The organism is Arenimonas terrae, from assembly GCF_006265115.1.
In the GTDB taxonomy this organism is placed as follows: Bacteria; Pseudomonadota; Gammaproteobacteria; order Xanthomonadales; family Xanthomonadaceae; genus Arenimonas; species Arenimonas terrae.
The window spans coordinates 773,216-793,307 of the sequence record NZ_SMDR01000001.1 but is presented as its reverse complement, the minus strand read 5'-3'; the positions used below and the strand labels follow the sequence as shown (position 1 = coordinate 793,307).

Here is a 20,092-nt window from a genome sequence, read left to right as displayed (position 1 = left end):
GCGGCCCAAAAAGAAAGGCCGGACGCGGGGTCCGGCCTTTCTGGATTTCGTGGTGGAGAGGATGGGGATCGAACCCACGACCTCGTCATTGCGAACGACGCGCTCTCCCAGCTGAGCTACCCCCCCACGGAAGGTGCGGGAATTATAGAGAGGCCGGAGGGCTCTGGCTAGCCGTCCGGTTCAATTGGCCGGAATCAGCGGGGCCAGCACGGGTTCCAGCAGCTCGCGGCGCCAGCCGGCCAGCGCCTCGGACCAGCCGCGGCCCTCGAGCAGCGACTCCAGGTGCCGGCGGGCGCAGAGCAGGCCTTCGGGCAGGCCGTGGGCCTGGGCCACCGCGATCACGGCCTCCTGCATCGCCTTGAGCGTCTGCTTGTCGTAGGACTCGGGCTTGAGCAGGGGCAGCTCGCGCTCTTCGGCGCTGAGCGGCGCGTTCAGGCGGTCCCACAGTTCAGCGCGGGCCTTGCGCGGCGCCTTCGGGTGACGGTCGAGGATGGCGTTGAACTCGGCGAAGTCGCGCGGCGGACGGCGCGCCAGGCCGACGGCCAGTTCGTTGTCGATGATCCAGCTCTTGGGCTTGTCGCTGCGCCGGGCTTCGACGTCGCGCCAGCGCAGCAGTCGGCACAGGCGCGCCTGGCCGTCGCCGTCGAGCGACTGCGCGCTGCGCACGCCCAGGTGCGGCCAGGGGTCGTCGGCGTCGTTGGCGGCATTGCGCAGGGCGCGCTCGGCGTCGGCCTGGCGCCAGGCGTGGCGGCCGAGTTCGCTCAGCTTCGCATCGAGCAGCTCGTGCACGGCGTGCAGGTGGCGCACATCGTCGGCGGCGTAGTCGTGCTGGGACTCGCTGAGCGGGCGGCGCAGCCAGTCCGAGCGGGTTTCGCCCTTGGCCAGCTGGACGCCGGTAACCTGTTCCACCAGCTTCTGGTATCCCAGGCCCGCGCCCAGGCCAGCCAGCGCGGCGGCGACCTGGGTGTCGAACAGCGGCGCCGGCAGGGCCCCGCAGCCGCGCTGCAGCGCCTGCAGGTCTTCGCTGGCGCTGTGCATGATCTTGGTCACCGTGAGGTCCAGCAGCAGCGGGCGCAGCGCTTCGGCCATGCCGGGCACCAGGGGGTCCACCAGCAGGATCTCCCCGGGCACCGCCAGCTGGACCAGGGCCAGCTGCGGATAGAAGGTGCGTTCGCGGATGAACTCGGTGTCCAGGGCCACCAGGGGCTGGCCGGCCCAGCGGGCCAGGCGTTCGGTCAGGGTCTGCGGGGAATCGATCCAGGTGCTCAAGAGGGGCGTCGCGGTTGCCAGGAGCCGGCACCTTAGCCTAAGTTCGGGGCGCCCAGGTCGATCCGACGCCACGGGCGCGACCCATCACGGTATGACCCAGCCCCTGCGAAATCGGTTGCCAGGCCTGCTGCTGGCCGGTGTCCTGGTCTCGGCCTGCGGGGCTCCGCCGCCGCCCGAACCGGAAACGGCGCCGGCCGCGCAGACCGTGGACCCGGCCGAACTCGAGGCCGCGATCGCGGTCGAGGAAGCCGAAGCCGACCAGGCCACCGAAAGCCCCGACTGGCAGCCGGTGATCGAGCCGGTGCCGAAGGACGGCCTGCGCGCCGCCCTGCGCGCCGCTGTCGCCGCGCAGGAGGCCGGGCGCCTGCTGGCCAGCGCCGCACCGCCGTCCGATGCTCCGCCCGATGCCGCGACCAGTCCCGACGACGTTGCCGCCGACGAACCCGGCGCGCTCGAGCGCTATCTCGCCATCCTCGCCACCGACCCCGACCACGCCGAAGCCAATGCCGGCGTCGAAGCGATCGCGGTCGAACTGATCGCCCGCGGCCGCGACGCGCTGGCGCAGGGCCGCGTCGCCGACGGCCAGCACTTCGAGCGCGTGCTGACGCGCGCCCGTCCGCAGCATCCGGCGCTGGCCTCCTACCGCGAAGCCGTGCAGGCGGCGCAGCGCGCCCAGGCGCTGGTGCGCAAGGGCGACATCCGCGCGCGCGCCGGCCGCATCTTCAAACCCGAAGGGCAGGGAGCGGTCTCCGCCTATCGCGAGGCGCTGAAGGCTTACCCCGACTTCGTGCCCGCGCGCGACGGCCTCGAGCGGCTGCAGGCCGACCGGCTCAACCGCGCCCTGGCCGCGGCGCAATCCGGTGAATACGCCGAGTCCGAACGCCTGCAGGCCGAAGCGCTGCGCGTTCTGCCCGATTCGCGGGCGGCCCAGGACATGGCCGCGCGCATCGTCGAGCTGCGGCAGGCGCGCACCGAGCAGCTGCTGGCGCAGGGCGACGCCGCCGTCGATGCGCTGGACCTGGAGCTCGCGGCGCGACGCCTGGCCGAAGCCGAGCGGGTCTCGGTGCAGGCGCGCGGCCTCGACGCGCTGAGCGAACGCATCGAGCTGGCGCGCCACTACGGCCGCTTCCGTCCCGGCCAGGTGTTCAGCGAACCGCTGGCCTCGGGCGGCGAGGGTCCCGAGATGGTGGTGCTGGCGCATGGCGCTTTCCGCATGGGCTCGCCCGAGGAGGAAGCCGGGCGCAGCGACAACGAAGGGCCGCAGCACGAGGTGGCCTTCGCCCGCGGTTTTGCGATCGCGCGCGCCGAGACCACGGTCGGGGAATTCGGGCGCTTCGTCGCCGCCACCAATTACCGCAGCCTCGCCACCCGCCGAGGCCGCTCCACCGTGTACGACGAGCGCGGCGGCGCGATGAACGAACGCACCGGCGTGGACTGGCGCCGCGACCACGCCGGCCGTCCGGCCGCCGCCGAGCTGCCGGTGATCCACGTCGCCTTCGAGGACGCCGAGGCCTACGTCGCCTGGCTGTCGGCGCAGACCGGCCAGCGCTACCGCCTGCCCAGCGAGGCCGAGTTCGAATACGCGCTGCGCGGCGGTCGCGCCGAGGCCTATCCCTGGGGCGACGGCCGGCCGGCGCGCGTGGTCGGCAACCTGACCGGCGACGGCGATGTGTCCCAGCTCAAGCGCCGCTGGTCCAACGCGATCGCCGGCTACAGCGACGGCCACTGGGGCCCGGCGCCGGTGCGCAGTTTCCCGGCCGAGGCCTACGGCACCTTCGACCTGGTCGGCAACGTGTCGGAGTGGGTGCAGGACTGCTGGCACGACAGCTACCGGCGCGCGCCGGGCGATGGCACGGCCTGGGTCAATCCCGGCTGCGAGGAGCGGGTGATCCGCGGTGCGTCCTGGGCGTCCACGCTCGACCGCGCGCGTTCGGCCTACCGGCAGCCCTCGCCGGGCGACACCACGCATGCGCGCCTGGGTTTCCGCGTGGTGCGCGAGCTCTGAACCTCAGAAGCTGATGAACAGCCCGCCGTTGACCGGCAGGTTGACGCCGGTGAGGTAATCCGCGCGCTCGTCGCACAGGAACACGACGGCGCGGGCGATGTCCGCCGCCTCGCCGATGCGGCCCGCCGGCACCATGGCCAGCACCTGCTGCTTGACCTCGTCGGGCATGGCCTCGGTCATCGCGGTGCGGATGTAGCCGGGGCTGATCGAGTTCACCGTGACGCCCTTGCGCGCCACTTCGCGCGCCAGGGCCATGGTGAAACCGTGCATGCCGGCCTTGGCCGCGGCGTAGTTGGTCTGGCCGAACTGGCCGGTCTGGCCGTTGACCGAGCTGATGTTGACGATGCGGCCGTAGCCGCGCTCGCACATGCCGTCCACCACCAGCTTGCACAGGGTGAACACGCTGTCGAGGTTGACCGAAAGCACGGCGTCCCACTGTTCGCGGCTCATCTTGCGCAGGGTGGCGTCGCGGGTGATGCCGGCGCCGTTCACCAGTACATCGACCGGGCCGTGGCTGGCCTCGATGGCGGCGATGGCGGCGGCGCAGGACGCGGGGTCGGTGACGTCCATCGGCTGGAAGTCCACGTCGAAACCGGCCATGGCGGCGCGGAACTCCTCGCGCCGCGCGGCGTCGACCGGCAGGTCGCCCGCGACCACGCGCAGGCCGGCCTGGGCCAGCTGCCGGCAGGTTTCGCGGCCGATGCCGCCGGTGCCGCCGGTGACCAGCGCGATGCGGGACGTCATCGGCGCCGGCTCAGCGCGGACGCGCGCGCGGGCTGGACTTGCCGGCGGCCTTGCCCTTGGCGGGTGGCGCGGCCGAGGTGCCGCCGAGCCCCTGCTGGAAGGACTTCCACAGGTCCATGTTGCGTTCGGCCAGTTGGTTGAGCAGGGCCCACGGCGCCTGGCCGACCAGGCTGCCGACGGTGCCGCGGAACTGCTGCTGCTGGTCGAGGAAGAACTGCAGGCTGCGTTCGAGGAAGTTGCCCATGATCCCCTGCAGCGAGTCGCCGCGGAAACGGATGACCTGGGTCAGCAGCTCGGTGGTGAAGATCGGCTGCCCGTGTTCCTCGTGTTCGGCGATGATCTGCATCAGTACCGAGCGCGTGAGGTCGTTGCCGGTCTTGGCGTCGCGCACGGTGAACTCTTCGCGGTCGACGATCAGCTGGCGAACGTCTTCGAGGGTGATGTAACTGGAGATCTCGGTGTCGTAGAGCCGGCGGTTCGGATACTTCTTGATGATGCGGACTTGCGACATGAAGGGCACCGGGAAGTTCGCGTCGCGGCGGCGACGGTTGGGCCCCGAAGCATCCTCCAGGCCGGGGGCGCGCGCAAGCGACCGGGGTCGCCTGCCGGTTGGCTTTCACCCGCCCTCGACAATCGCGCTAACGGCATGCCCCCGCGTGCGCGGCAGGCGCTGCGGGTCGAAATGCTGCAGGGCGTGCTGCAGCGCTTCCGCCGTCGTCCCGCGGCGGGCCAGTGCGCCGCGCTCCTGGCCGAGGAAACCCCAGGCGGCCGCGAGCGCCGGCCAGGGATCGTTCGCGTCCACCGGCAGCGCCTGCAGCGATTTGCCGAGCTTCTGCCCGGTCGCGTCCAGCACCAGCGGCAGGTGCATGTAGTCCGGTGTCGGCAGGCCCAGTCGCTGCTGCAGGTAGATCTGCCGGGGCGTCGAGTCGAGCAGGTCGGCGCCACGCACGACGCAGGTGATGCCCTGGTCGGCGTCGTCCACCACGACCGCCAACTGGTAGGCCCAGAAACCGTCGGCGCGGCGGAGCACGACATCGCCGACCTCCCGACCCAGGTCCTGCACGAAACGGCCCTGCAGAGCGTCATCGAATCCCAGCCCGCCATCGGGCAGCCGCAGCCGGACCGCCGCCGGCCGGGTGTTGTCGCGGCCGATGCAGTGCCGGTGGATGCCGCCCACGGCCTCGAGTTCGCTGCGGCTGCAGCGGCATTCGAAAGCGTCGCCGGACTCGAGCAGCCGGCGCAGGGCCTGCTCGTAGCGAGCGCCGCGCGTGCTCTGGTGGAGCACCGGCCCGTCCGGTGCCATGCCGAAAGCGTGCAGGACCTGAAGCTGGCGTTCAGCCGCGCCGGGAACTTCCCGCGGCGGGTCCAGGTCTTCGATGCGCACCAGCCAGTCGCCGCCGGCGCGGCGCGCGATCATCCAGCTGCCCAGGGCCGCGACCAGCGAGCCGAAGTGCAGCGGGCCGGTGGGCGAGGGCGCGAAACGTCCGCGGTGGCGCGGGGCTGGGCTCATGGCGACTTGAATTTCACAAGCGCAGCGTACATTTAACCCCCAGCGCGCGACAGCGCGCCCTTGCCACATTCCACGGACTCGCCCCCATGTTCAAGCGCATCGCCCTGTTCCTCGCCACCAATCTCGCCGTGATGGTGCTGCTCGGCATCGTCCTGAGCGTGCTGCAGAACGTCTTCGGCGTCACCCTGGGCAACAACGGCGTACTGCTGGTGTTCGCCGCCGTGTTCGGCTTCGGCGGCTCGCTGTTTTCGCTCGCCATCTCCAAGTGGGTCGCCAAGCGCACCACCGGCATGCACGTGATCGATCAGCCGCGCAACGAGCACGAGACCTGGTTGTACAACACCGTGCGGCGCCAGGCCGAGGCGGCGGGCATCAAGATGCCGGAAGTGGGCATCTACGACGCCCCCGAGATCAATGCCTTCGCGACCGGCCCGAGCCGCAACAACTCGCTGGTCGCGGTCTCCACCGGCCTGCTGCGGGCGATGAACCGCGACGAAGCCGAGGCAGTGCTGGCCCATGAGGTCAGCCATGTCGCCAACGGCGACATGGTGACCATGGCGCTGATCCAGGGCGTGCTCAACACTTTCGTGATCTTCCTGGCCCGCGTCGTCGGCCGCATCATCGACTCGGCGATCAGCGGCAACCGCGAGGGCGGCGGCCTGGCTTATTACGCCATCGTGTTCGTACTCGACATCGTCTTCGGCCTGTTCGCCTCGATCATCGCCATGTGGTTCAGCCGCTGGCGCGAGTTCCGCGCCGATGCCGGCGGCGCCAGCCTGGCCGGCCGCGAAAAGATGATCGCGGCGCTGCAGCGCCTGGCCAGCACCTATGGCCAGAGCACGCTGCCCAGCCAGGTGCGCGCCTTCGGCATCTCGGGCAGCGTCGGCGGCGGACTCAAGCGGCTGTTCATGAGCCATCCGCCGCTGGCCGAGCGCATCCAGGCCCTGCGCGACGCGCCGGCCCAGGCCGCGACCGTCCGCGGCTGAGGCTCCGGCCCAGGGCCTTGTCGCACTGTTTCGGCTTGGGGAGCCCTCTTGGTAAGGGGGCGCGCCAACGGCGCGGAGTTTGGATGTAACTGGTACGGGGCCCGCGATTCGCGCAGCGAATCGTGGGGGTTTCGAGGCCAAGGCCTCGAAACCTACCCGAAGTCGTAGTTCATCTGCGGGCCCGCGGCGGCGAGGAAGTTGCCCTCGACGAAGTCCATGCCCATACCGAACAGCACGCTCATGGTGGTGGCGTCGGAGACGAATTCGGCCACCGTCAGCTTGCCGGCCTCGTGCGCCTTGTTGACCATCTCGCGCACCTGCTTCTGCACCTCGGCGTTCTTCCCCAGCTCGGTGATGAAGCCGCGGTCGATCTTCAGGATGGCCGGGTCGAAGTGGCTGAGCATCTGGAACGAGTTCAGGCCGGAGCCGAACTGCTCCAGCGCGACCCGGCAGCCCACGGCCGACACCGCCTTCTGGAACGACTGAACGGCCTTGAGGTGGGTGAACACCTTCGATTCCGGGATCTGCAGGACCAGCCGGTCGCCCGGCACGTCGTGGGCCGCGAGCTGCTCGCCGATGAACGCATCCAGGCCGCCCTCGGTCAGCGAGGCCGGCGTGACCTTGACGAACAGGTTGGTGTGCTTGCCCGCCTTCATGCGCTCGGCGATCACCTGGATCGCGTGCTGGATGACCCAGCGGTCGATGTCGTCGAGCAGCCCGTGCTCTTCGGCGATGGCCAGGTAGGTCATCGGCGGGATGATCTCGCCGCCCGGGCCCTTCATTCGCAGGTAGACGTCGTAGTTTTCTTCCTCGGCGCCGGTGAGGCTGATGATCGGCTGGTAGTGCAGCACGAACTGGTCGCCGGTGAGCGCCTCGCGGATGCGCTCGACCCAGGCCTGGATGCGCTCTTCCTCGGCGCGGTCGCGCGCCGCCGGGTCGAAGATTTCGATGCGGTTGCCGCCCATGCCGACGGCGGACGCCAGGCACTGGCTGGACTTGCCCATCACCTGCGACACGCTGGCGACCTTCTCGCCGATCTGCACGCCGCCGATGCTCACGCCCAGGTTCAGCGAGCGGTCGCCGACCTCCAGGATGTGGCCGTGGAAGGCTTCGCGGATGCGCTCGGCCTGCGCCTGGCTGTGGTTGTGGTCGTGCGCCAGGCACAGCACCACGAAGCTGTGGTCGCTGAGGCGGGCGGCGAGGGTGTTCTCGTCCAGGGCCGACTGCAGGCGTTCGGCGATGCCCTTGATCAGGTCGTCGGCATGCGCCAGGCCGATCTCGCCCAGCAGGTTCTCGTAGTGGTCCGGTTCGACCAGCAGGAAAGCCTGCTGGCCCTTGCCGTCGGCGGCGCGCGCCACCGCGGCTTCGAGTTCGGTCATGAAGTGCTGGCGGTTGAACAGGCCGGTGAGGGTGTCGCGCTGGCGCAGGGTGTCCAGCTCCTTGACCATCTCGGCGTCCACCGTCTGCTGGCGGAACACGATCTGCAGACAGGCTTCGCCCTCGTAGGTGGCTGGCGTGAATTCCATCACCGCGTCGAAGGTGCTGCCGTCGGCGCGCTGCGCCTGCAGCTCGAGTTGCTTGGGCGGGGCCTCGCCCTTGGTCAATTTCTTGAGCACCTGCTTGAAGGTGTCGGCGTGCTGGGGCGCGATCAGGTCGAGCACGGACAGGCCCTCGATCTCGTCGAAACCCTCGAAGCCGAACATCTCCAGGTAGGCGTCGTTGGCGCGGATGTGCATGCCTTCGTGCACGTAGGCGATCGGGTCGCGCGAGGAGGCGATCAGGGCGTCGCAGCGGCGCTCGGTCTCGCGCAGCGAGGCTTCCAGGTGGCGCAGGCCGCGGCGCGCCTGGAGGGCGGCGAATTCGCTGCGCACCACCGCCTGGACGTGGCCGGCGTGGTTGCGCAGGGCGACGTCGCGGGTGCCGGCGGCCAGGGCGGCCAGCGCGGTCTTCTCGTCCAGGACGTTGGTGGAGGCCAGGACCGGAATGTCCTTGCCGGTGGCGTTCACGCGCTCGACGACGGTGGCCAGCGGCAGGTATTTCGCTTCGAAAGCCGCCAGCACCAGGTCGATGCTCTGGCTGGCGAGCAGCTGCACGAGCTCGTCCTCGGACTCCGGGCGCTGAGGGCGCACGGCCATGCCGCCATTGCGCAGATGGCTGATGAGTTGTTCAGCGTCCTCGAGGCGATCTTCCACCAGGAGCAAGCGGATCACGGCGTCCTGCTGTGCCATCCAGAGGTACTCCTTTACGTATCAAGGGCTTGCACGGGGGGATTGAGACAATACCAGAATGTCGGTCAGTCAACATCACTACAGGGGCAGTTTGGCGGGCGCTCCGGCCACTTCCCGGACCAGGCGCGGGACCAGGTAGCCGGGCAGGCAGGCCGCCAGCTCGGCGTGCAGGGTCCGGGCCCGGTTCTCAGGGACCTCGAAATGGGCGGTGCCGGCGACCCGGTCCAACTGGTGCAGGTAATACGGAAGGACCCCGGCCTCGAACAGGCGCTCGGACAGCGCCGCCAGCGTAGCCGCGTCGTCGTTGACCCCGCGCAGCAGCACGGCCTGGTTGAGCAGGGTGGCGCCGGTCCCGCGCAGCGCCGCCAGGGCCGCGGCCACCGGGGCGTCGATCTCTTGGGCGTGGTTGGCATGGACCACGACCACCACCTGCTGGGGCAGGGCGGCCAGCCAGTCCAGCAGTTCGGCGTCCACCCGCTCGGGCAGGACCACCGGCAGGCGGGTGTGCAGGCGCAGGCGCCGGACGTGGGGCAGGGCCGCCAGGGCCTGGGTGAACTCGGCAAGTTTGGGCGTGGCCAGGGACAGGGGGTCGCCGCCCGACAGCAGCACTTCGGCGACCGTCGGGTCGGCCGCCAGGTAGTCCAGGGCTTCGCGCCATTGGTTGGCCGCGGCGGTTTCCTCACCATAGGGGAAATGCCGGCGGAAACAGTAGCGGCAGTGCACCGCGCAGCTGCCGGTCGCGACCAGCAGGGCGCGGCCTTCGTACTTGTGGATCACCCCGGTGCCGCCGCGGGCCTCGCGGTCGCCGACCGCGTCCAGCCCGAAGCCCGGGACCACCCGGTCCTCGTCGTCCAGCGGCAGCACCTGGCGCAGCAGCGGATCGGCCGGGTCGCCGGGGCGCATGCGGGCCACGAACCCGCGCGGCACCCGCAGCGGAAACTGCGCGGCGGCTGCGTCGGAAACCCGCGCCGCCAGTTCCGGCAGGCCCAGCAGGTCCAGCAGTTCGCGCGGGTCGCGGATGGCGTCGCGCCACAGCGACTGCCAGCGGACCGGGCCGTTGGCGGCATTCTGCTGCGAAGACAGGGGCTTGGCGGTTATCATGTCGGGCTTCAACGGGACCCGGCGGGTCCCGGCACGGTCACCATTGTAGCCGTCCAGCCGCCCACGCAGACCCGGCGGCCCGGCACTTCACCCAGGAGCTCCACATGGCCAGCTATGGCATGAACGACGTCAAGAACGGCATGAAGATCATCGTCAACGGCGAGCCGTGCGTGATCACCGACACCGAGTACGTCAAGCCGGGCAAGGGCCAGGCCTTCACCCGCGTGAAGTACCGCTTCATCAAGACCGGCCGCGTGGTCGAGCTGACGATGAAGGCCACCGACAGCCTCGAAGCCGCCGACGTCATCGACACGGACATGCAGTTCCTCTACGCCGACGGCGAGTACTGGCACTTCATGCAGCAGGAGACCTTCGAGCAGGTCCAGGCCGACGCCACCGGCATCGGCGAGACCAAGAACTGGCTCAAGGGCGAGGAAGCCTGCGTGGTCACGCTGTGGAACGGCACCCCGATCGCGGTGCAGGCGCCGAACTTCGTCGAGCTCAAGATCGTCGAGACCGACCCGGGCGTGCGCGGCGACACCTCGGGCGGCGGCGGCAAGCCGGCCAAGCTCGAGACCGGCGCCGTGGTGCGCGTGCCGCTGTTCGTGAACCAGGACGAGATCATCAAGGTCGACACCCGCTCCGGCGAATACGTCTCGCGGGTGAAGTGACCGCATGACGACCGCCGCTGCGCCGCAAGCCTGCGACCTGCTGATCGAAGCCGGCTGGGTCGTGCCGGTCGAGCCGCACGCGGTTGTGCTGGAGGACCACGCCGTCGCCATCCGCGACGGCCTGATCCTGGCGGTGCTGCCGCGGGCCGAGGCCCGCTTGCGCTTCGCCGCGACGCAGGTGCTCAGCCGCCCGGGTTCGGTGCTGATCCCCGGCCTGGTCAACGCCCACTGCCACAACCCGATGACCCTGCTGCGCGGGGTCGCCGACGACCTGCCGCTGATGACATGGCTGCAGCAGCACATCTGGCCGATCGAGGGCCAGGTGATCGGCCCGGATTTCGTCGCCGACGGCATCGAGCTGGCGGTGGCGGAGATGCTGCGCGGGGGCACCACCGCCTGCAACGAAAACTACTTCTTCCCGGACGTGCAGGCCGCGACCTATTCGCGCCTGGGCTTCCGCGCCCTGGTCGGCCTGCCGGTGATCGAGTTCCCGACCGCCTGGGCCAAGTCGCAGGACGAATATTTCGACAAGGCGCTCGAAGTCCACGACAACTGGCGCCGCGACCCGCTGGTGCGCACCTGCTTCGCGCCGCATGCGCCCTATACGGTCAGCGACGCCAGCTTCGAGCGCATCCGCATGCTCACCGACCAGCTCGACCTGCTGGTGCATTGCCACGTGCACGAGACCGCGCAGGAAGTCGAGGATTCCCAGCGCCAGAACGGCATGCGCCAGATCGCCCGGCTCGACCGCCTCGGTCTGGTCAGCGACCGCCTGATCGCGGTGCACATGACCCAGCTGACCGACGCCGAGATCGCGCTCTGCGCCGAACGCGGCGTCTCGGTGGCGCACTGCCCGGAATCCAACCTCAAGCTGGCCTCGGGCTTCTGCCCGGTGCACAAACTGCACCAGGCCGGCGTGAATCTGGCGCTGGGCACCGACGGCTGCGCCAGCAACAACGACCTGGACATGTTCGGCGAGATGCGCACCGCGGCCCTGCTGGCCAAGGGCGTGTCCGGCGATGCGTCGGCGCTCGACGCCGCCAGCGCGCTGCGCATGGCCACGCTCGGCAGCGCGCGGGCGATGGGGCTGGGCGAACTGGTCGGCTCGATCGAACCGGGCAAGCAGGCCGACCTGGCCCTGGTCGACCTCGATGCGCTGGAGACCCAGCCGATGTTCCATGCGATCTCGCAGCTGGTCTACGCCACCGGCCGCCACCAGGTGACCGACGTCTGGGTCGCGGGCGTGCGCAAGCTCGCCGACGGTGCGCTCACCGACCTCGATGCCGGCGCCATCCGCGCCAAGGCGCGCCAGTGGCGCCAGCGCATCCTCGGCATCCGGACCGGCGCATGAGCGCGCCCGCCGCCAATGCCAGCCAGGCCGAACTCGACAAGTTCGGCGCGCTCGCCAACCGCTGGTGGGACCCGCAGGGCCCGCAGCGCCCGCTGCACGAACTCAACCCGGCGCGCCTGGGCTACGTACGCGACCGCGTCGCGCTGGCCGGCGCCCGCGTGCTCGACGTCGGCTGCGGCGCCGGGCTGCTGAGCGAAGCCCTGGCCCGCGAAGGTGCGGCCGTCACCGCGCTCGACCTCGCCCCGGAACTCATCGACGTCGCGAAGCTGCACCTGCTCGAATCCGGCCTGAAGGTTGAGTATCGCCTGCAGTCCGTGGAAGCGCTGGCCGCCGAGGCGCCCGCGAGTTTCGACGCCATCACCTGCATGGAGATGCTGGAGCACGTGCCCGATCCGTCCGCGGTGGTGCGTGCCTGCGCGACCCTGCTCAAGCCCGGCGGGCGGCTGTTCCTGTCCACGCTCAACCGCACGCCCGCGGCCTTCGCGGTGGCGATCGTCGGCGCCGAATACGTGGCGCGCCTGCTGCCCAAGGGCACGCACGATTACAAACAGTTCATCAAACCCTCCGAACTCGCCGGCTGGCTGCGCGCCGCCGGCCTGCAGGCCGAGGACGTCAGCGGCCTGGCCTACGACCCGATCCGCCGCAAGGCCTGGGTCGGCGGGCCGACGGCGATCAACTACCTGGCCTGTGCGGTGAAGTCCTGATGTCCCAGCCACTGCGGGCGGTGTTGTTCGACCTCGATGGCACCCTGGTCGACAGCGCCCCGGACCTCTGCAATGCCGTGAACCGCGTGCTGGCCGGCCTGGGCCGCCCGCCGGTGCCGCTGTCGCGGCTGCGCCAGGTGGTGTCCAAGGGCGGCCGCGCCATGCTGTCGGTGGCGCTGCCGGACCTTTCGGACGCCGAGCGCGAATCGCTGCTGGCGCCGTTCCTCGCGCACTACGGCCAGGCGCTGGCGGTGGACAGTGTGGCCTTCGCCGGCGTCGCCGAGCTGCTGGCGGCGATCGAAGCGCGCGGCCTGCGCTGGGGGATCGTCACCAACAAGCCCGAAGGTCTCGCCGTCGGCGTGGTGGAAGGTTTTGGCTGGACCTCGCGCTGCGCGGTGCTGGTCGGCGGCGACACGCTGCCGCAGCGCAAGCCCGATCCGGCGCCGATCCTGCTGGCGTGCCAGCGCCTGGGCATCGCGCCGGACGAAGCCATCTACGTCGGCGACGACGAGCGCGACATCGTCGCCGCGCGTGCCGCCGGCATGGTCTCGGTGGCGGCGCTGTGGGGTTACCGCGAGGAGGGCGACGATCCGATGGCCTGGAACGCCGACCACGCCTGCGCCGAACCGCGCGACCTGCTGGCCGAACCGGGCCTGCTGCCGGCATGAGCACGCTGCCCGCCGACGCGATCGAACACTTCGTCGCCAAGTGGCACCGGCGCGAGCCGGAGATGGCCCTGGCCGAGGTGTTCTGCGCGCCGGAGCAGCGTTCGCGCTTCCGCGCCTGGGGCGCGCTGGTGCACGAGCTGCGCGAAGCCGCCTTCGAGCTGAGCGACGCCCGGGTCACCGCGGTCAAGAGCCAGTGGTGGGCGGAAGAACTGCTGAACCTTTCGCAGGGGCGGGGACGCCACCCGATCAGCGCCGAACTGGCGCTGCCCGCGCTGCCCTGGGCCGCGCTGGCGCGTGCGCTGATGGAGCAGGCGCAGTTCGACGCGCGCCCGGGCGATGCCGTCCAGGCCCTGGACCAGGTGCGCGGCTTCGCGTCGGCACTGGCCCAGGTCGAGGCCGGCGTCTTCGGCGGCACGCCGGCGCCCGGGGCGACGCAGGCCCTGGCCGCGCACCTTCTTCTGCAGCGACTGCCCGCGGGGCTGGCCGGTGAAGACCAGGCGCGGCTGCCGCTGAACCTGCTGGCCCGCCATGGCCTGACCGCGGCGCAGGTCGCGGCAGGGCAGGGCGAGGCCCTGCTGCGCGACTGGGCGCGCGAGCTCGCGGCCGCGCTGCCTGCGCCGGACGGTCCGCTGTTCCGGCGTCTGCGCACGCGCTTCGACCGCATCCGCCTGGACCGCCTGGCGTCTGGCAAGGGCTTCGCCCCGCCCGCGGCGCCGCTGACGGTGTGGCGCGCCTGGCGCGTCGCCCGGAACCGCTGAGACGCATCGTTGCGGACGCATCGGCGCCCCGTGCCCTGAACTTGACGTAGCCTGCACCCGCCCTCATCTAGCTTGCCGTGACCTTGAACAGGAGCGCCGCCGTGGCCCCCAGCAATCTTGAGAACACCGCCCGCGTGATGCCCGACATCGCGGCCGAAGCCCGCCCGGCCCTGGCCGGCGTGCTCGACTGGGTCGGCATGGGCGAGATCGAGATGCCGCTGATGCTGCAGGCCGAAGATGGCCGCACGGTCAGCAGCGGCGCCCGCGTCAACGCCTTCGTCAACCTCAAGCGCGGCGACGTGCGCGGCATCCACATGTCGCGCCTGTACCTGCACGTGGACAAGGCGCTGTCGAACGAGCCGGTGACGCCGGCCTCGGTCCGCCGCCTGCTCAGGGACTTCCTGGAATCGCACGCCGAACTCTCCGACCGGGCGATGATCAGCCTGCGCTTCGAGCATCTGGTGCGCCGTGCGGCCCTGGCCAGCGACAACAGCGGCTGGAAGAGCTATCCGGTGACCATCACCGGCGTGATGGACCGCGGCCACTTCGCGCTCGAGCTCGGCCTCGAGGCGGCGTATTCGAGCACCTGTCCCTGTTCGGCGGCGCTGGCGCGCCAGCTGATCCAGGAGCAGTTCGAAAGCGACTTCGCCTCTGGCCAGCCGCTCGACCGCGAGGCCGTGCTGGCCTGGCTGGGCACCGAGCAGGGCATCCGCGCCACGCCGCACAGCCAGCGCAGCATCGCCGAGGTGAAGCTGCGCCTGGTGCCGTCGTTCCAGAACTTCCCGATCGTCGAGATCATCGATCGCATCGAGGGCGCGCTGAAGACGCCGGTGCAGACCGCGGTCAAGCGCGTGGACGAGCAGGCCTTCGCCCTGCTCAACGGCCAGAACCTGATGTTCTGCGAGGACGCCGCCCGCCGCATGCAGGACGCGCTGGAACAGGACGGGCGCATCAGCGACTTCTGGCTGCGCGCCACCCACCAGGAAAGCCTGCATCCGCACGATGCGGTCGCGGTCGCGACCAAGGGCGTGCCCGGGGGTTACACCGCGCTGCCGGATGGCCTCGCGGCGCGCTGAGTCACCTTCGGACGCTGGAAGCAAACCCCGGGCCTGCCCGGGGTTTGCATTTGCGCCACCGGATCAGCCGGAGACCGGGCAGGGCGGTCCTTCGAAGTAGCGCTGGGCCAGCTCGCGGGCCATCGCCTGCGGCCTGCCGTCGATGAGCGGATAACCCATCGCCTCGCCGGGCTTGCGGCCGGGCCAGAAGACGTAGGCGCCGATCTCGGCGGGCATCACCAGCTCCAGTTCCTCGCCGCCTTCGCGCAGCACGATGACGGGTTCGTTGATCAGGGTCGTGGCCAGGGTCAGTCCGCGGTTTTCCAGGCAGCGGCGCAGCGTGGCGGCGAAATCGGCCAGCCGCGCCGGGCGGGGGCTTTCATTGCCCGCGCCCTGCAGCACCACGTGCGGTCCGTCGAGCGCAACCGCGGCACTGCGCGCCGCCAGCTTCGCGCGCTCGAGCACCAGCAGCGGATCGATGCGCACGTCGAACCAGTTCATGCCCCAGTGCAGGTGCGGGCCGGTGGCGCGGCCGGTCGCGCCGACCGCGGCGACCACCTGGCCCTGCGCGATCCGGTCGCCGACCTTCACGTCGATGCGCGAGAGGTGCAGGAAGTTCGAGCTGATGCCGTGGCCGTGGTCGATGATCAGGGTACCGCCGGTGATGTAGAAATCCGCCGCGGCCAGCGTGACCACGCCCGCGGCGGGCGCCTTCACCGGCGTGCCGGCGGGGGCGGCGATGTCCATGCCCGAGTGCGGGCTGCCGGGCTTGCCGTTGTAGATGCGCTGGTTGCCGAAGCGGCCGCTGAGCCGGCCCGCCACCGGCCAGATGAAGGCCTGGGCGAAGTCGGCGCGGGCGTCGTCGAGCGCGCGCGCGGCGCCGACCTGGGCGGCCTCGCGGGCGATGCGGGCGGCAACCTCGGGCGGCGGATCGACAGTGCGCGGCGGCACGCCGCGGACTTCCTCGACCGGCCAGTCGCGCGGCGTGACCCCGATGGCGATGCGCTCGCGGCCGCCGTCCGGACGTTCGACCTCGACCTGCAGCGGGGCCGTGGCGTCCCGGCCGACGCCGAACACGACGCTGCCGTAGGCGGTCACGCGCAGCTCGCGGCCGCCGTGCCGCACGCGGCTGCCGGGCGGCACCTTGCCGATCACCATCGCGCCCTGGGAGACGCTGGCCGGAAAAACGACGCGGGCGGCGGGGTCCTGCGCCATCGAAGCAGCCGGAGGAGGCGCGGCGGCCGGCGCGCCGGCGACGGTCGCCGCGAACAGCAGCGCGCCCAGCGCCCAGCTCATCGCGCGAACGCCAGGCGGCGGCCCTGCGGCGCACCAACCAGCTGGCGGCCATCCCAGGCCAGCTGGCCGTTGACGTAGGTCGCCGCGACGCGCGAGCGGAAGGTTTCGCCCTCGAACGGCGACCAGCCGCACTTCGACAGCACGTCCTCGCGGCGCACGGTGAAGGGCGCGTCCGGGTCCACCAGCACGAAGTCGGCGAAGTAACCCTCGCGCAGGAAGCCGCGTTCGGTGATGCCGAAACGGATCGCCGGCGCATGCGCGACCTTCTTCACCAGGTGCGGCAGGCTGAAGTGGCCGTCGTGCACCTTCTGCAGCGCGCAGCTGAGGAAATCCTGCACCAGCGGCAGGCCCGAAGGCGCGGTGAGGTAGGGCTGCTCTTTCTCCGCCAGGGTGTGCGGCGCGTGGTCGGTGGCGAGCACGTCGACGCGGTCCTCGGCCACGGCCCGGATGATCGCGGCGCGGTCGCTGGTTTCCTTGATCGCCGGGTTGCACTTGATGAAGTTGCCGCGGGTGGCGTAGTCCGGGCGGGCGAAATGCAGGAAGTGCACGCAGGTCTCGGCGGTGATCTGCTTGCCGTCGACCGGGCCCGGCTCGAACAGCATCAGCTCCTCGGCGGTGCTGATGTGCAGCACGTGCAGCGCGGTGCCGTGCCTTTTCGCCAGCTCGATCGCCAGCCGGGTCGACTTGATGCAGGCCTCGCGCGAGCGGATGACGCCGTGCAGGTCCACCGGGATGTCGTCGCCGTACTTCGCGCGCGCCTTGGCCATCTCGGCGTCGATCATCGGTGTGTCCTCGCAGTGCGTGATGATCGGCACGCGGCACTCGCGGAACATGGCGTCGAGGATGGCGGGGTCGTCCACCAGCATGTTGCCGGTGGAGGCGCCCATGAAGATCTTCAGGCCCGGAGTGGTGGCCGGGTTGATGCGCTTGACGTTCTCCAGGTTGTCGTTGGAGGCGCCGAAGTAGAAGCCGAAGTTCGCGCGCGAACGCCCAGCCGCGCGGCGGTACTTGTCCTCGAGCGCGTCGTTGTCCAGCGTCGGCGGCTTGGTGTTGGGCATCTCCAGATAACTGGTGACGCCGCCGGCGACGGCCGCGGCCGGTTCGGTGGCGAGGTCGCCCTTGTGCTCCAGGCCTGGTTCGCGGAAGTGCACCTGGGCGTCGACCACGCCGGGCAGCAGCCAGCGGCCGCCGGCGTCGCGTACGGTTTCGCCGTCGCGCGCGGACAGCCCGCTGCCGATCTGCTCGATGCGGTCGCCGCGCACGCGCAGGTCGCCCTCGAATTCGCGGCCTTCGTTGACGATGCGGGCGTTCTTGATGAGCAGGGAAGTCATGGCGTCCTCTTGTCGGGCCAGGTGTCGGGGACCGGATCCAGGCCGCCGGGATGGAAGGGATGGCAGCGGCCGATGCGTTTGGCGCCGAGCCAGCTGCCGCGGACCACGCCGAAGCGCTCGATCGCCTCCATGGTGTAGACCGAACAGCTGGGGTGGAAGCGGCAGCGTTGGCCGAGCATGGGGCTGATGAGCAGTTTGTAGCCGCGCAGCAACAGGATGGCGGGTTTTTTCACTGATTGCGCCGGACTGGCGTGAGGACTAAGGTTGCCGCTGGTGAAGGACTAGGCTATAACACGCCGCCTTCGAGCCTCAAGGAAAGAGAGGAATTGCCCTAGTGGCCGCTAAGAAACCCGCAAAGAAGGCCGCCAAACCGGCCGCCAAGAAGCCCGTCAAGGCCAGCAAGCCGGCGAAGAAGCCGGCTGCCAAGGCCAAGCCGGCCACCAAGCCCGCCAAGAAGGCCGCCAAACCGGTCAAGAAGGTCGCCAAACCCGCGGCCAAGGCCAAGCCGGCCGCGAAGCCGGTGAAAAAGGTCGCCAAGCCCGTCGCCAAGAAGGCCGCTGCCAAACCTGCTGCCAAGCCCGTTGCCAAGGCGGCGCCCAAGCCCGCACCCAAGCCGGTCGCCAAGGCGCCGGTGAAGCCGGTTGCTGCCCCGGTCGCCAAGGCCAAGGCCGCGCCTGCGCCGGTCGCCAAGGCCGCTCCGGCCCCCGTCGCCAAGCCCGCGCCGGTCCGGCGCGAGCCCGGCGTGCGCGCCGGTTACGTGAAGCCCGCCGCGCCGCGCCCCGAGCGCATGAAGCCCGCGCCGTCGCGCGAGCGCGTCACCCTTCCCGAGGGCTACAAGCCCAGCGCGAAGGAAGAGTACATGGGCCCGATGCAGCTCGAGTACTTCCGCCAGCGCCTGCTGCAGTGGAAGGACGACCTGGTCGAGGAGTCCAAGCAGACCATCGAGAACCTCAAGGAAGAAGTGCGCGACGTCGGCGACGAAGCCGAACGTGCCAGCCGCGAATCCGAGAATTCGCTCGAGCTGCGCACCCGCGACCGCTACCGCAAGCTGATCAGCAAGATCGACAGCACGCTCAAGCGCATCGAGGACGGCAGCTACGGCTACTGCGTGGACACCGGCGAGGAGATCGGCCTGGAGCGCCTGGAGGCGCGCCTGACCGCCGAGCGCACCATCGACGCGCAGGAACGCTGGGAACACCGCCAGAAGCAGATGGGCGAATAAGTCCCACCGCTCCGCACCAGAATGAAGCCCCGCTCCGGCGGGGCTTCTGTTTTCTCAGCCCACCAGCTTCGCGAGCAGGCGGTCGAGCGTGGCCTCGGGATCGCCGCAGCGTCCCGTGTGCACCGGCGAGGTCTGGATGATCGAACTGCGGCGCGCGGTGAGCCAGTGGAAACGTCCGCGCGGATGCAGGGCGCCGATCGGGCCGGCCTCGGCATGGCCGGCGCAGATCGCCGGGATCGCCGCGAGGTGGCGGCGCACCAGCTCCAGGTCCACGCCCGGGGCCAGCGCCAGCAGCCGGGCCTCATCCAGCGCGATGCGTGCGCCGAGGAAGCCGAGCTTCTGGCAGGACAGGATCACGCCGGCATTGATGAACTCCTCGCGCTCGATCCGCGGCACCACGCGGATGACGGCGTAGTCGTAGGTGTCAGCCGCGTGCATCGATGGCCTCCTGGACGAAGCGTCGGTGCACCAGGCGTCGGCAGAAGTAGTCGACGTAGGCGCGGCGCTGGGTATCCGGGTCGCCGATCGCCGCGTCCAGCAGCAGCGCATCGGGCACGCCGGCGACGATGCCGGCGATCGTGCCGGCGTCCAGCCGCGGGGCCAGCGCCGCGTCGGCGTCCGCCAGGCCGCTGGCGAAAGGCAGCAGCACGTGGTCGCGGATCATCGGGAAGGCCTTGTCCGCCGCAGCGGGGCCGCCGTCCCAACCGTGATGGAAGTACAGCGCCGCGCCGTGGTCGATCAGCCAGAGTTTCCGGTGCCAGGCCAGCAGGTTGGTGTTGCGGGCGCTGCGGTCGACATTGCTGGTGAAGGCGTCGTGCCAGACGACGCGCGAAGCGAGCGCCGGGTCCACCGGATCGGCCACCGGGTCGAAATTCGCCGAGCCCGGCAGGAAGTCGAGCGCGACGTTGGTGCCGCCGCTGGCGCGGATCAGCTCCTGTATCTCCGGGTCGGGCTCGGTCCGGGCCAGCTCCGGGTCGAGTTCGGCCAGCACGATCTCCGGCACGTCCAGGCCCAGCGCGCGGGCGATGCCGCCGGCGATGATCTCGGCGACCAGCGCCTTCGGGCCCTGGCCGGCGCCGCGGAACTTCAGCACGTACAGACCGTCGTCGTCCGCCTCGACCAGGGCCGGCAGGGACCCGCCCTCGCGCAGCGGCGTGACGTAGCGGGCGACGGTGATCGTGCGCAGGACCATG

General features: G+C 70.7%; 19 protein-coding genes, 1 tRNA gene and 1 pseudogene. 9 read left to right on the top strand and 12 right to left on the bottom strand.

Annotation, left to right across the window (positions count from 1 at the left end):
- Window positions 1-50 precede the first annotated feature (50 nt).
- Window positions 51-126, bottom strand: a tRNA-Ala gene (locus E1B00_RS03800).
- 54 nt (window positions 127-180) lie between these two features.
- Window positions 181-1,269: a ribonuclease D gene (gene rnd, locus E1B00_RS03795; protein ID WP_139445863.1), complete on the bottom strand. Its 1,089-nt coding sequence runs from the start codon at window positions 1,267-1,269 to the stop codon at window positions 181-183.
- A gap of 91 nt (window positions 1,270-1,360) precedes the next feature.
- Between rnd and E1B00_RS03790 the strand changes: the two genes are divergently transcribed.
- The gene (locus tag E1B00_RS03790; protein WP_139445861.1) at window positions 1,361-3,274 is read left to right on the top strand and encodes a formylglycine-generating enzyme family protein; all 1,914 of its coding nucleotides are present in this window, start codon (window positions 1,361-1,363) and stop codon (window positions 3,272-3,274) included.
- A 3-nt stretch (window positions 3,275-3,277) separates the two neighbouring features.
- Here E1B00_RS03790 and phbB read toward each other — a convergent pair whose 3' ends face one another.
- From phbB to gluQRS, 3 genes are all read right to left on the bottom strand, one after another.
- On the bottom strand, window positions 3,278-4,018 hold the full coding sequence (gene phbB, locus E1B00_RS03785; RefSeq protein ID WP_139445859.1) for an acetoacetyl-CoA reductase: 741 nt from the start codon (window positions 4,016-4,018) through the stop codon (window positions 3,278-3,280).
- A 10-nt stretch (window positions 4,019-4,028) separates the two neighbouring features.
- A complete protein-coding gene (gene phaR / locus E1B00_RS03780) occupies window positions 4,029-4,529 on the bottom strand; it encodes a polyhydroxyalkanoate synthesis repressor PhaR (protein ID WP_139445857.1) in 501 nt (166 codons plus the stop codon).
- Between the two features lie 105 nt (window positions 4,530-4,634).
- On the bottom strand, window positions 4,635-5,528 hold the full coding sequence (gene gluQRS, locus E1B00_RS03775; RefSeq protein WP_139445856.1) for a tRNA glutamyl-Q(34) synthetase GluQRS: 894 nt from the start codon (window positions 5,526-5,528) through the stop codon (window positions 4,635-4,637).
- Between the two features lie 86 nt (window positions 5,529-5,614).
- Here gluQRS and htpX point away from each other — a divergent pair, with 86 nt between their 5' ends.
- Complete coding sequence (gene htpX, locus E1B00_RS03770; RefSeq protein WP_139445854.1) at window positions 5,615-6,514, top strand: protease HtpX; 900 nt, start codon at window positions 5,615-5,617, stop codon at window positions 6,512-6,514.
- Between the two features lie 152 nt (window positions 6,515-6,666).
- On the opposite strand, the gene E1B00_RS03765 is transcribed toward htpX, so the two are convergent.
- Both E1B00_RS03765 and epmB read right to left on the bottom strand, forming a co-directional pair.
- Window positions 6,667-8,742 carry an EAL domain-containing protein gene (locus E1B00_RS03765; RefSeq protein WP_139445852.1) on the bottom strand — a complete coding sequence of 692 codons (2,076 nt, stop codon included), beginning with the start codon at window positions 8,740-8,742 and terminating at the stop codon, window positions 6,667-6,669.
- A 78-nt stretch (window positions 8,743-8,820) separates the two neighbouring features.
- Window positions 8,821-9,843, bottom strand: a complete 1,023-nt coding sequence (gene epmB / locus E1B00_RS03760; protein WP_139445850.1) for an EF-P beta-lysylation protein EpmB — start codon at window positions 9,841-9,843, stop codon at window positions 8,821-8,823.
- A gap of 104 nt (window positions 9,844-9,947) precedes the next feature.
- Here epmB and efp point away from each other — a divergent pair, with 104 nt between their 5' ends.
- From efp to folE2, 6 genes are all read left to right on the top strand, one after another.
- Entirely contained in the window at window positions 9,948-10,514 is a 567-nt protein-coding gene (gene efp, locus E1B00_RS03755; protein ID WP_139445848.1) for an elongation factor P, read from the top strand.
- 4 nt (window positions 10,515-10,518) lie between these two features.
- The gene (locus tag E1B00_RS03750; RefSeq protein ID WP_139445847.1) at window positions 10,519-11,865 is read left to right on the top strand and encodes a TRZ/ATZ family hydrolase; all 1,347 of its coding nucleotides are present in this window, start codon (window positions 10,519-10,521) and stop codon (window positions 11,863-11,865) included.
- Window positions 11,862-12,569, top strand: a complete 708-nt coding sequence (gene ubiG / locus E1B00_RS03745) for a bifunctional 2-polyprenyl-6-hydroxyphenol methylase/3-demethylubiquinol 3-O-methyltransferase UbiG (RefSeq protein WP_139445845.1) — start codon at window positions 11,862-11,864, stop codon at window positions 12,567-12,569. The genes E1B00_RS03750 and ubiG overlap by 4 nt, the downstream gene beginning before the upstream one ends.
- Window positions 12,569-13,237: a phosphoglycolate phosphatase gene (gph, locus tag E1B00_RS03740; protein WP_139445843.1), complete on the top strand. Its 669-nt coding sequence runs from the start codon at window positions 12,569-12,571 to the stop codon at window positions 13,235-13,237. Before ubiG ends, gph begins: the two co-directional genes overlap by 1 nt.
- The gene (locus E1B00_RS03735; RefSeq protein WP_139445841.1) at window positions 13,234-13,995 is read left to right on the top strand and encodes an isoprenoid biosynthesis enzyme family protein; all 762 of its coding nucleotides are present in this window, start codon (window positions 13,234-13,236) and stop codon (window positions 13,993-13,995) included. Before gph ends, E1B00_RS03735 begins: the two co-directional genes overlap by 4 nt.
- Before the next feature lie 137 nt (window positions 13,996-14,132).
- Entirely contained in the window at window positions 14,133-15,071 is a 939-nt protein-coding gene (folE2, locus tag E1B00_RS03730; protein WP_139447680.1) for a GTP cyclohydrolase FolE2, read from the top strand.
- 432 nt (window positions 15,072-15,503) lie between these two features.
- Here folE2 and E1B00_RS03725 read toward each other — a convergent pair.
- The 3 genes and pseudogenes from E1B00_RS03725 to yidD form a co-directional block, all read right to left on the bottom strand.
- A pseudogene (locus E1B00_RS03725) lies at window positions 15,504-16,346 on the bottom strand (M23 family metallopeptidase); the annotation flags it as partial.
- Window positions 16,343-17,677: a dihydroorotase gene (locus E1B00_RS03720; protein WP_139445839.1), complete on the bottom strand. Its 1,335-nt coding sequence runs from the start codon at window positions 17,675-17,677 to the stop codon at window positions 16,343-16,345. The pseudogene E1B00_RS03725 and the gene E1B00_RS03720, both read right to left, overlap by 4 nt.
- Window positions 17,674-17,856 carry a membrane protein insertion efficiency factor YidD gene (gene yidD / locus E1B00_RS03715; RefSeq protein ID WP_246048555.1) on the bottom strand — a complete coding sequence of 61 codons (183 nt, stop codon included), beginning with the start codon at window positions 17,854-17,856 and terminating at the stop codon, window positions 17,674-17,676. Before yidD ends, E1B00_RS03720 begins: the two co-directional genes overlap by 4 nt.
- Before the next feature lie 155 nt (window positions 17,857-18,011).
- On the opposite strand from yidD, the gene dksA reads away from it, so the two are divergent.
- Window positions 18,012-18,899: an RNA polymerase-binding protein DksA gene (gene dksA / locus E1B00_RS03710; RefSeq protein WP_139445835.1), complete on the top strand. Its 888-nt coding sequence runs from the start codon at window positions 18,012-18,014 to the stop codon at window positions 18,897-18,899.
- Between the two features lie 54 nt (window positions 18,900-18,953).
- On the opposite strand, the gene E1B00_RS03705 is transcribed toward dksA, so the two are convergent.
- Both E1B00_RS03705 and E1B00_RS03700 read right to left on the bottom strand, forming a co-directional pair.
- The gene (locus tag E1B00_RS03705) at window positions 18,954-19,337 is read right to left on the bottom strand and encodes a DUF3037 domain-containing protein (RefSeq protein WP_139445832.1); all 384 of its coding nucleotides are present in this window, start codon (window positions 19,335-19,337) and stop codon (window positions 18,954-18,956) included.
- Window positions 19,324-20,085: a HipA family kinase gene (locus E1B00_RS03700; protein WP_139447677.1), complete on the bottom strand. Its 762-nt coding sequence runs from the start codon at window positions 20,083-20,085 to the stop codon at window positions 19,324-19,326. Before E1B00_RS03700 ends, E1B00_RS03705 begins: the two co-directional genes overlap by 14 nt.
- Window positions 20,086-20,092 lie beyond the last annotated feature (7 nt).

Coding starts and splice junctions, on each gene's coding strand:
- gph (WP_139445843.1), top strand. CDS start 12,569: ATGTCCCAGCCACTGCGGGCGGTGTTGTTCGACCTCGATGGCACCCTG.
- efp (WP_139445848.1), top strand. CDS start 9,948: ATGGCCAGCTATGGCATGAACGACGTCAAGAACGGCATGAAGATCATC.
- E1B00_RS03735 (WP_139445841.1), top strand. CDS start 13,234: ATGAGCACGCTGCCCGCCGACGCGATCGAACACTTCGTCGCCAAGTGG.
- epmB (WP_139445850.1), bottom strand. CDS start 9,843: ATGATAACCGCCAAGCCCCTGTCTTCGCAGCAGAATGCCGCCAACGGC.
- folE2 (WP_139447680.1), top strand. CDS start 14,133: ATGCCCGACATCGCGGCCGAAGCCCGCCCGGCCCTGGCCGGCGTGCTC.
- phbB (WP_139445859.1), bottom strand. CDS start 4,018: ATGACGTCCCGCATCGCGCTGGTCACCGGCGGCACCGGCGGCATCGGC.
- E1B00_RS03790 (WP_139445861.1), top strand. CDS start 1,361: ATGACCCAGCCCCTGCGAAATCGGTTGCCAGGCCTGCTGCTGGCCGGT.
- ubiG (WP_139445845.1), top strand. CDS start 11,862: ATGAGCGCGCCCGCCGCCAATGCCAGCCAGGCCGAACTCGACAAGTTC.
- gluQRS (WP_139445856.1), bottom strand. CDS start 5,528: ATGAGCCCAGCCCCGCGCCACCGCGGACGTTTCGCGCCCTCGCCCACC.
- yidD (WP_246048555.1), bottom strand. CDS start 17,856: ATGCTCGGCCAACGCTGCCGCTTCCACCCCAGCTGTTCGGTCTACACC.
- E1B00_RS03720 (WP_139445839.1), bottom strand. CDS start 17,677: ATGACTTCCCTGCTCATCAAGAACGCCCGCATCGTCAACGAAGGCCGC.
- E1B00_RS03750 (WP_139445847.1), top strand. CDS start 10,519: ATGACGACCGCCGCTGCGCCGCAAGCCTGCGACCTGCTGATCGAAGCC.
- E1B00_RS03765 (WP_139445852.1), bottom strand. CDS start 8,742: ATGGCACAGCAGGACGCCGTGATCCGCTTGCTCCTGGTGGAAGATCGC.
- phaR (WP_139445857.1), bottom strand. CDS start 4,529: ATGTCGCAAGTCCGCATCATCAAGAAGTATCCGAACCGCCGGCTCTAC.
- htpX (WP_139445854.1), top strand. CDS start 5,615: ATGTTCAAGCGCATCGCCCTGTTCCTCGCCACCAATCTCGCCGTGATG.
- E1B00_RS03705 (WP_139445832.1), bottom strand. CDS start 19,337: ATGCACGCGGCTGACACCTACGACTACGCCGTCATCCGCGTGGTGCCG.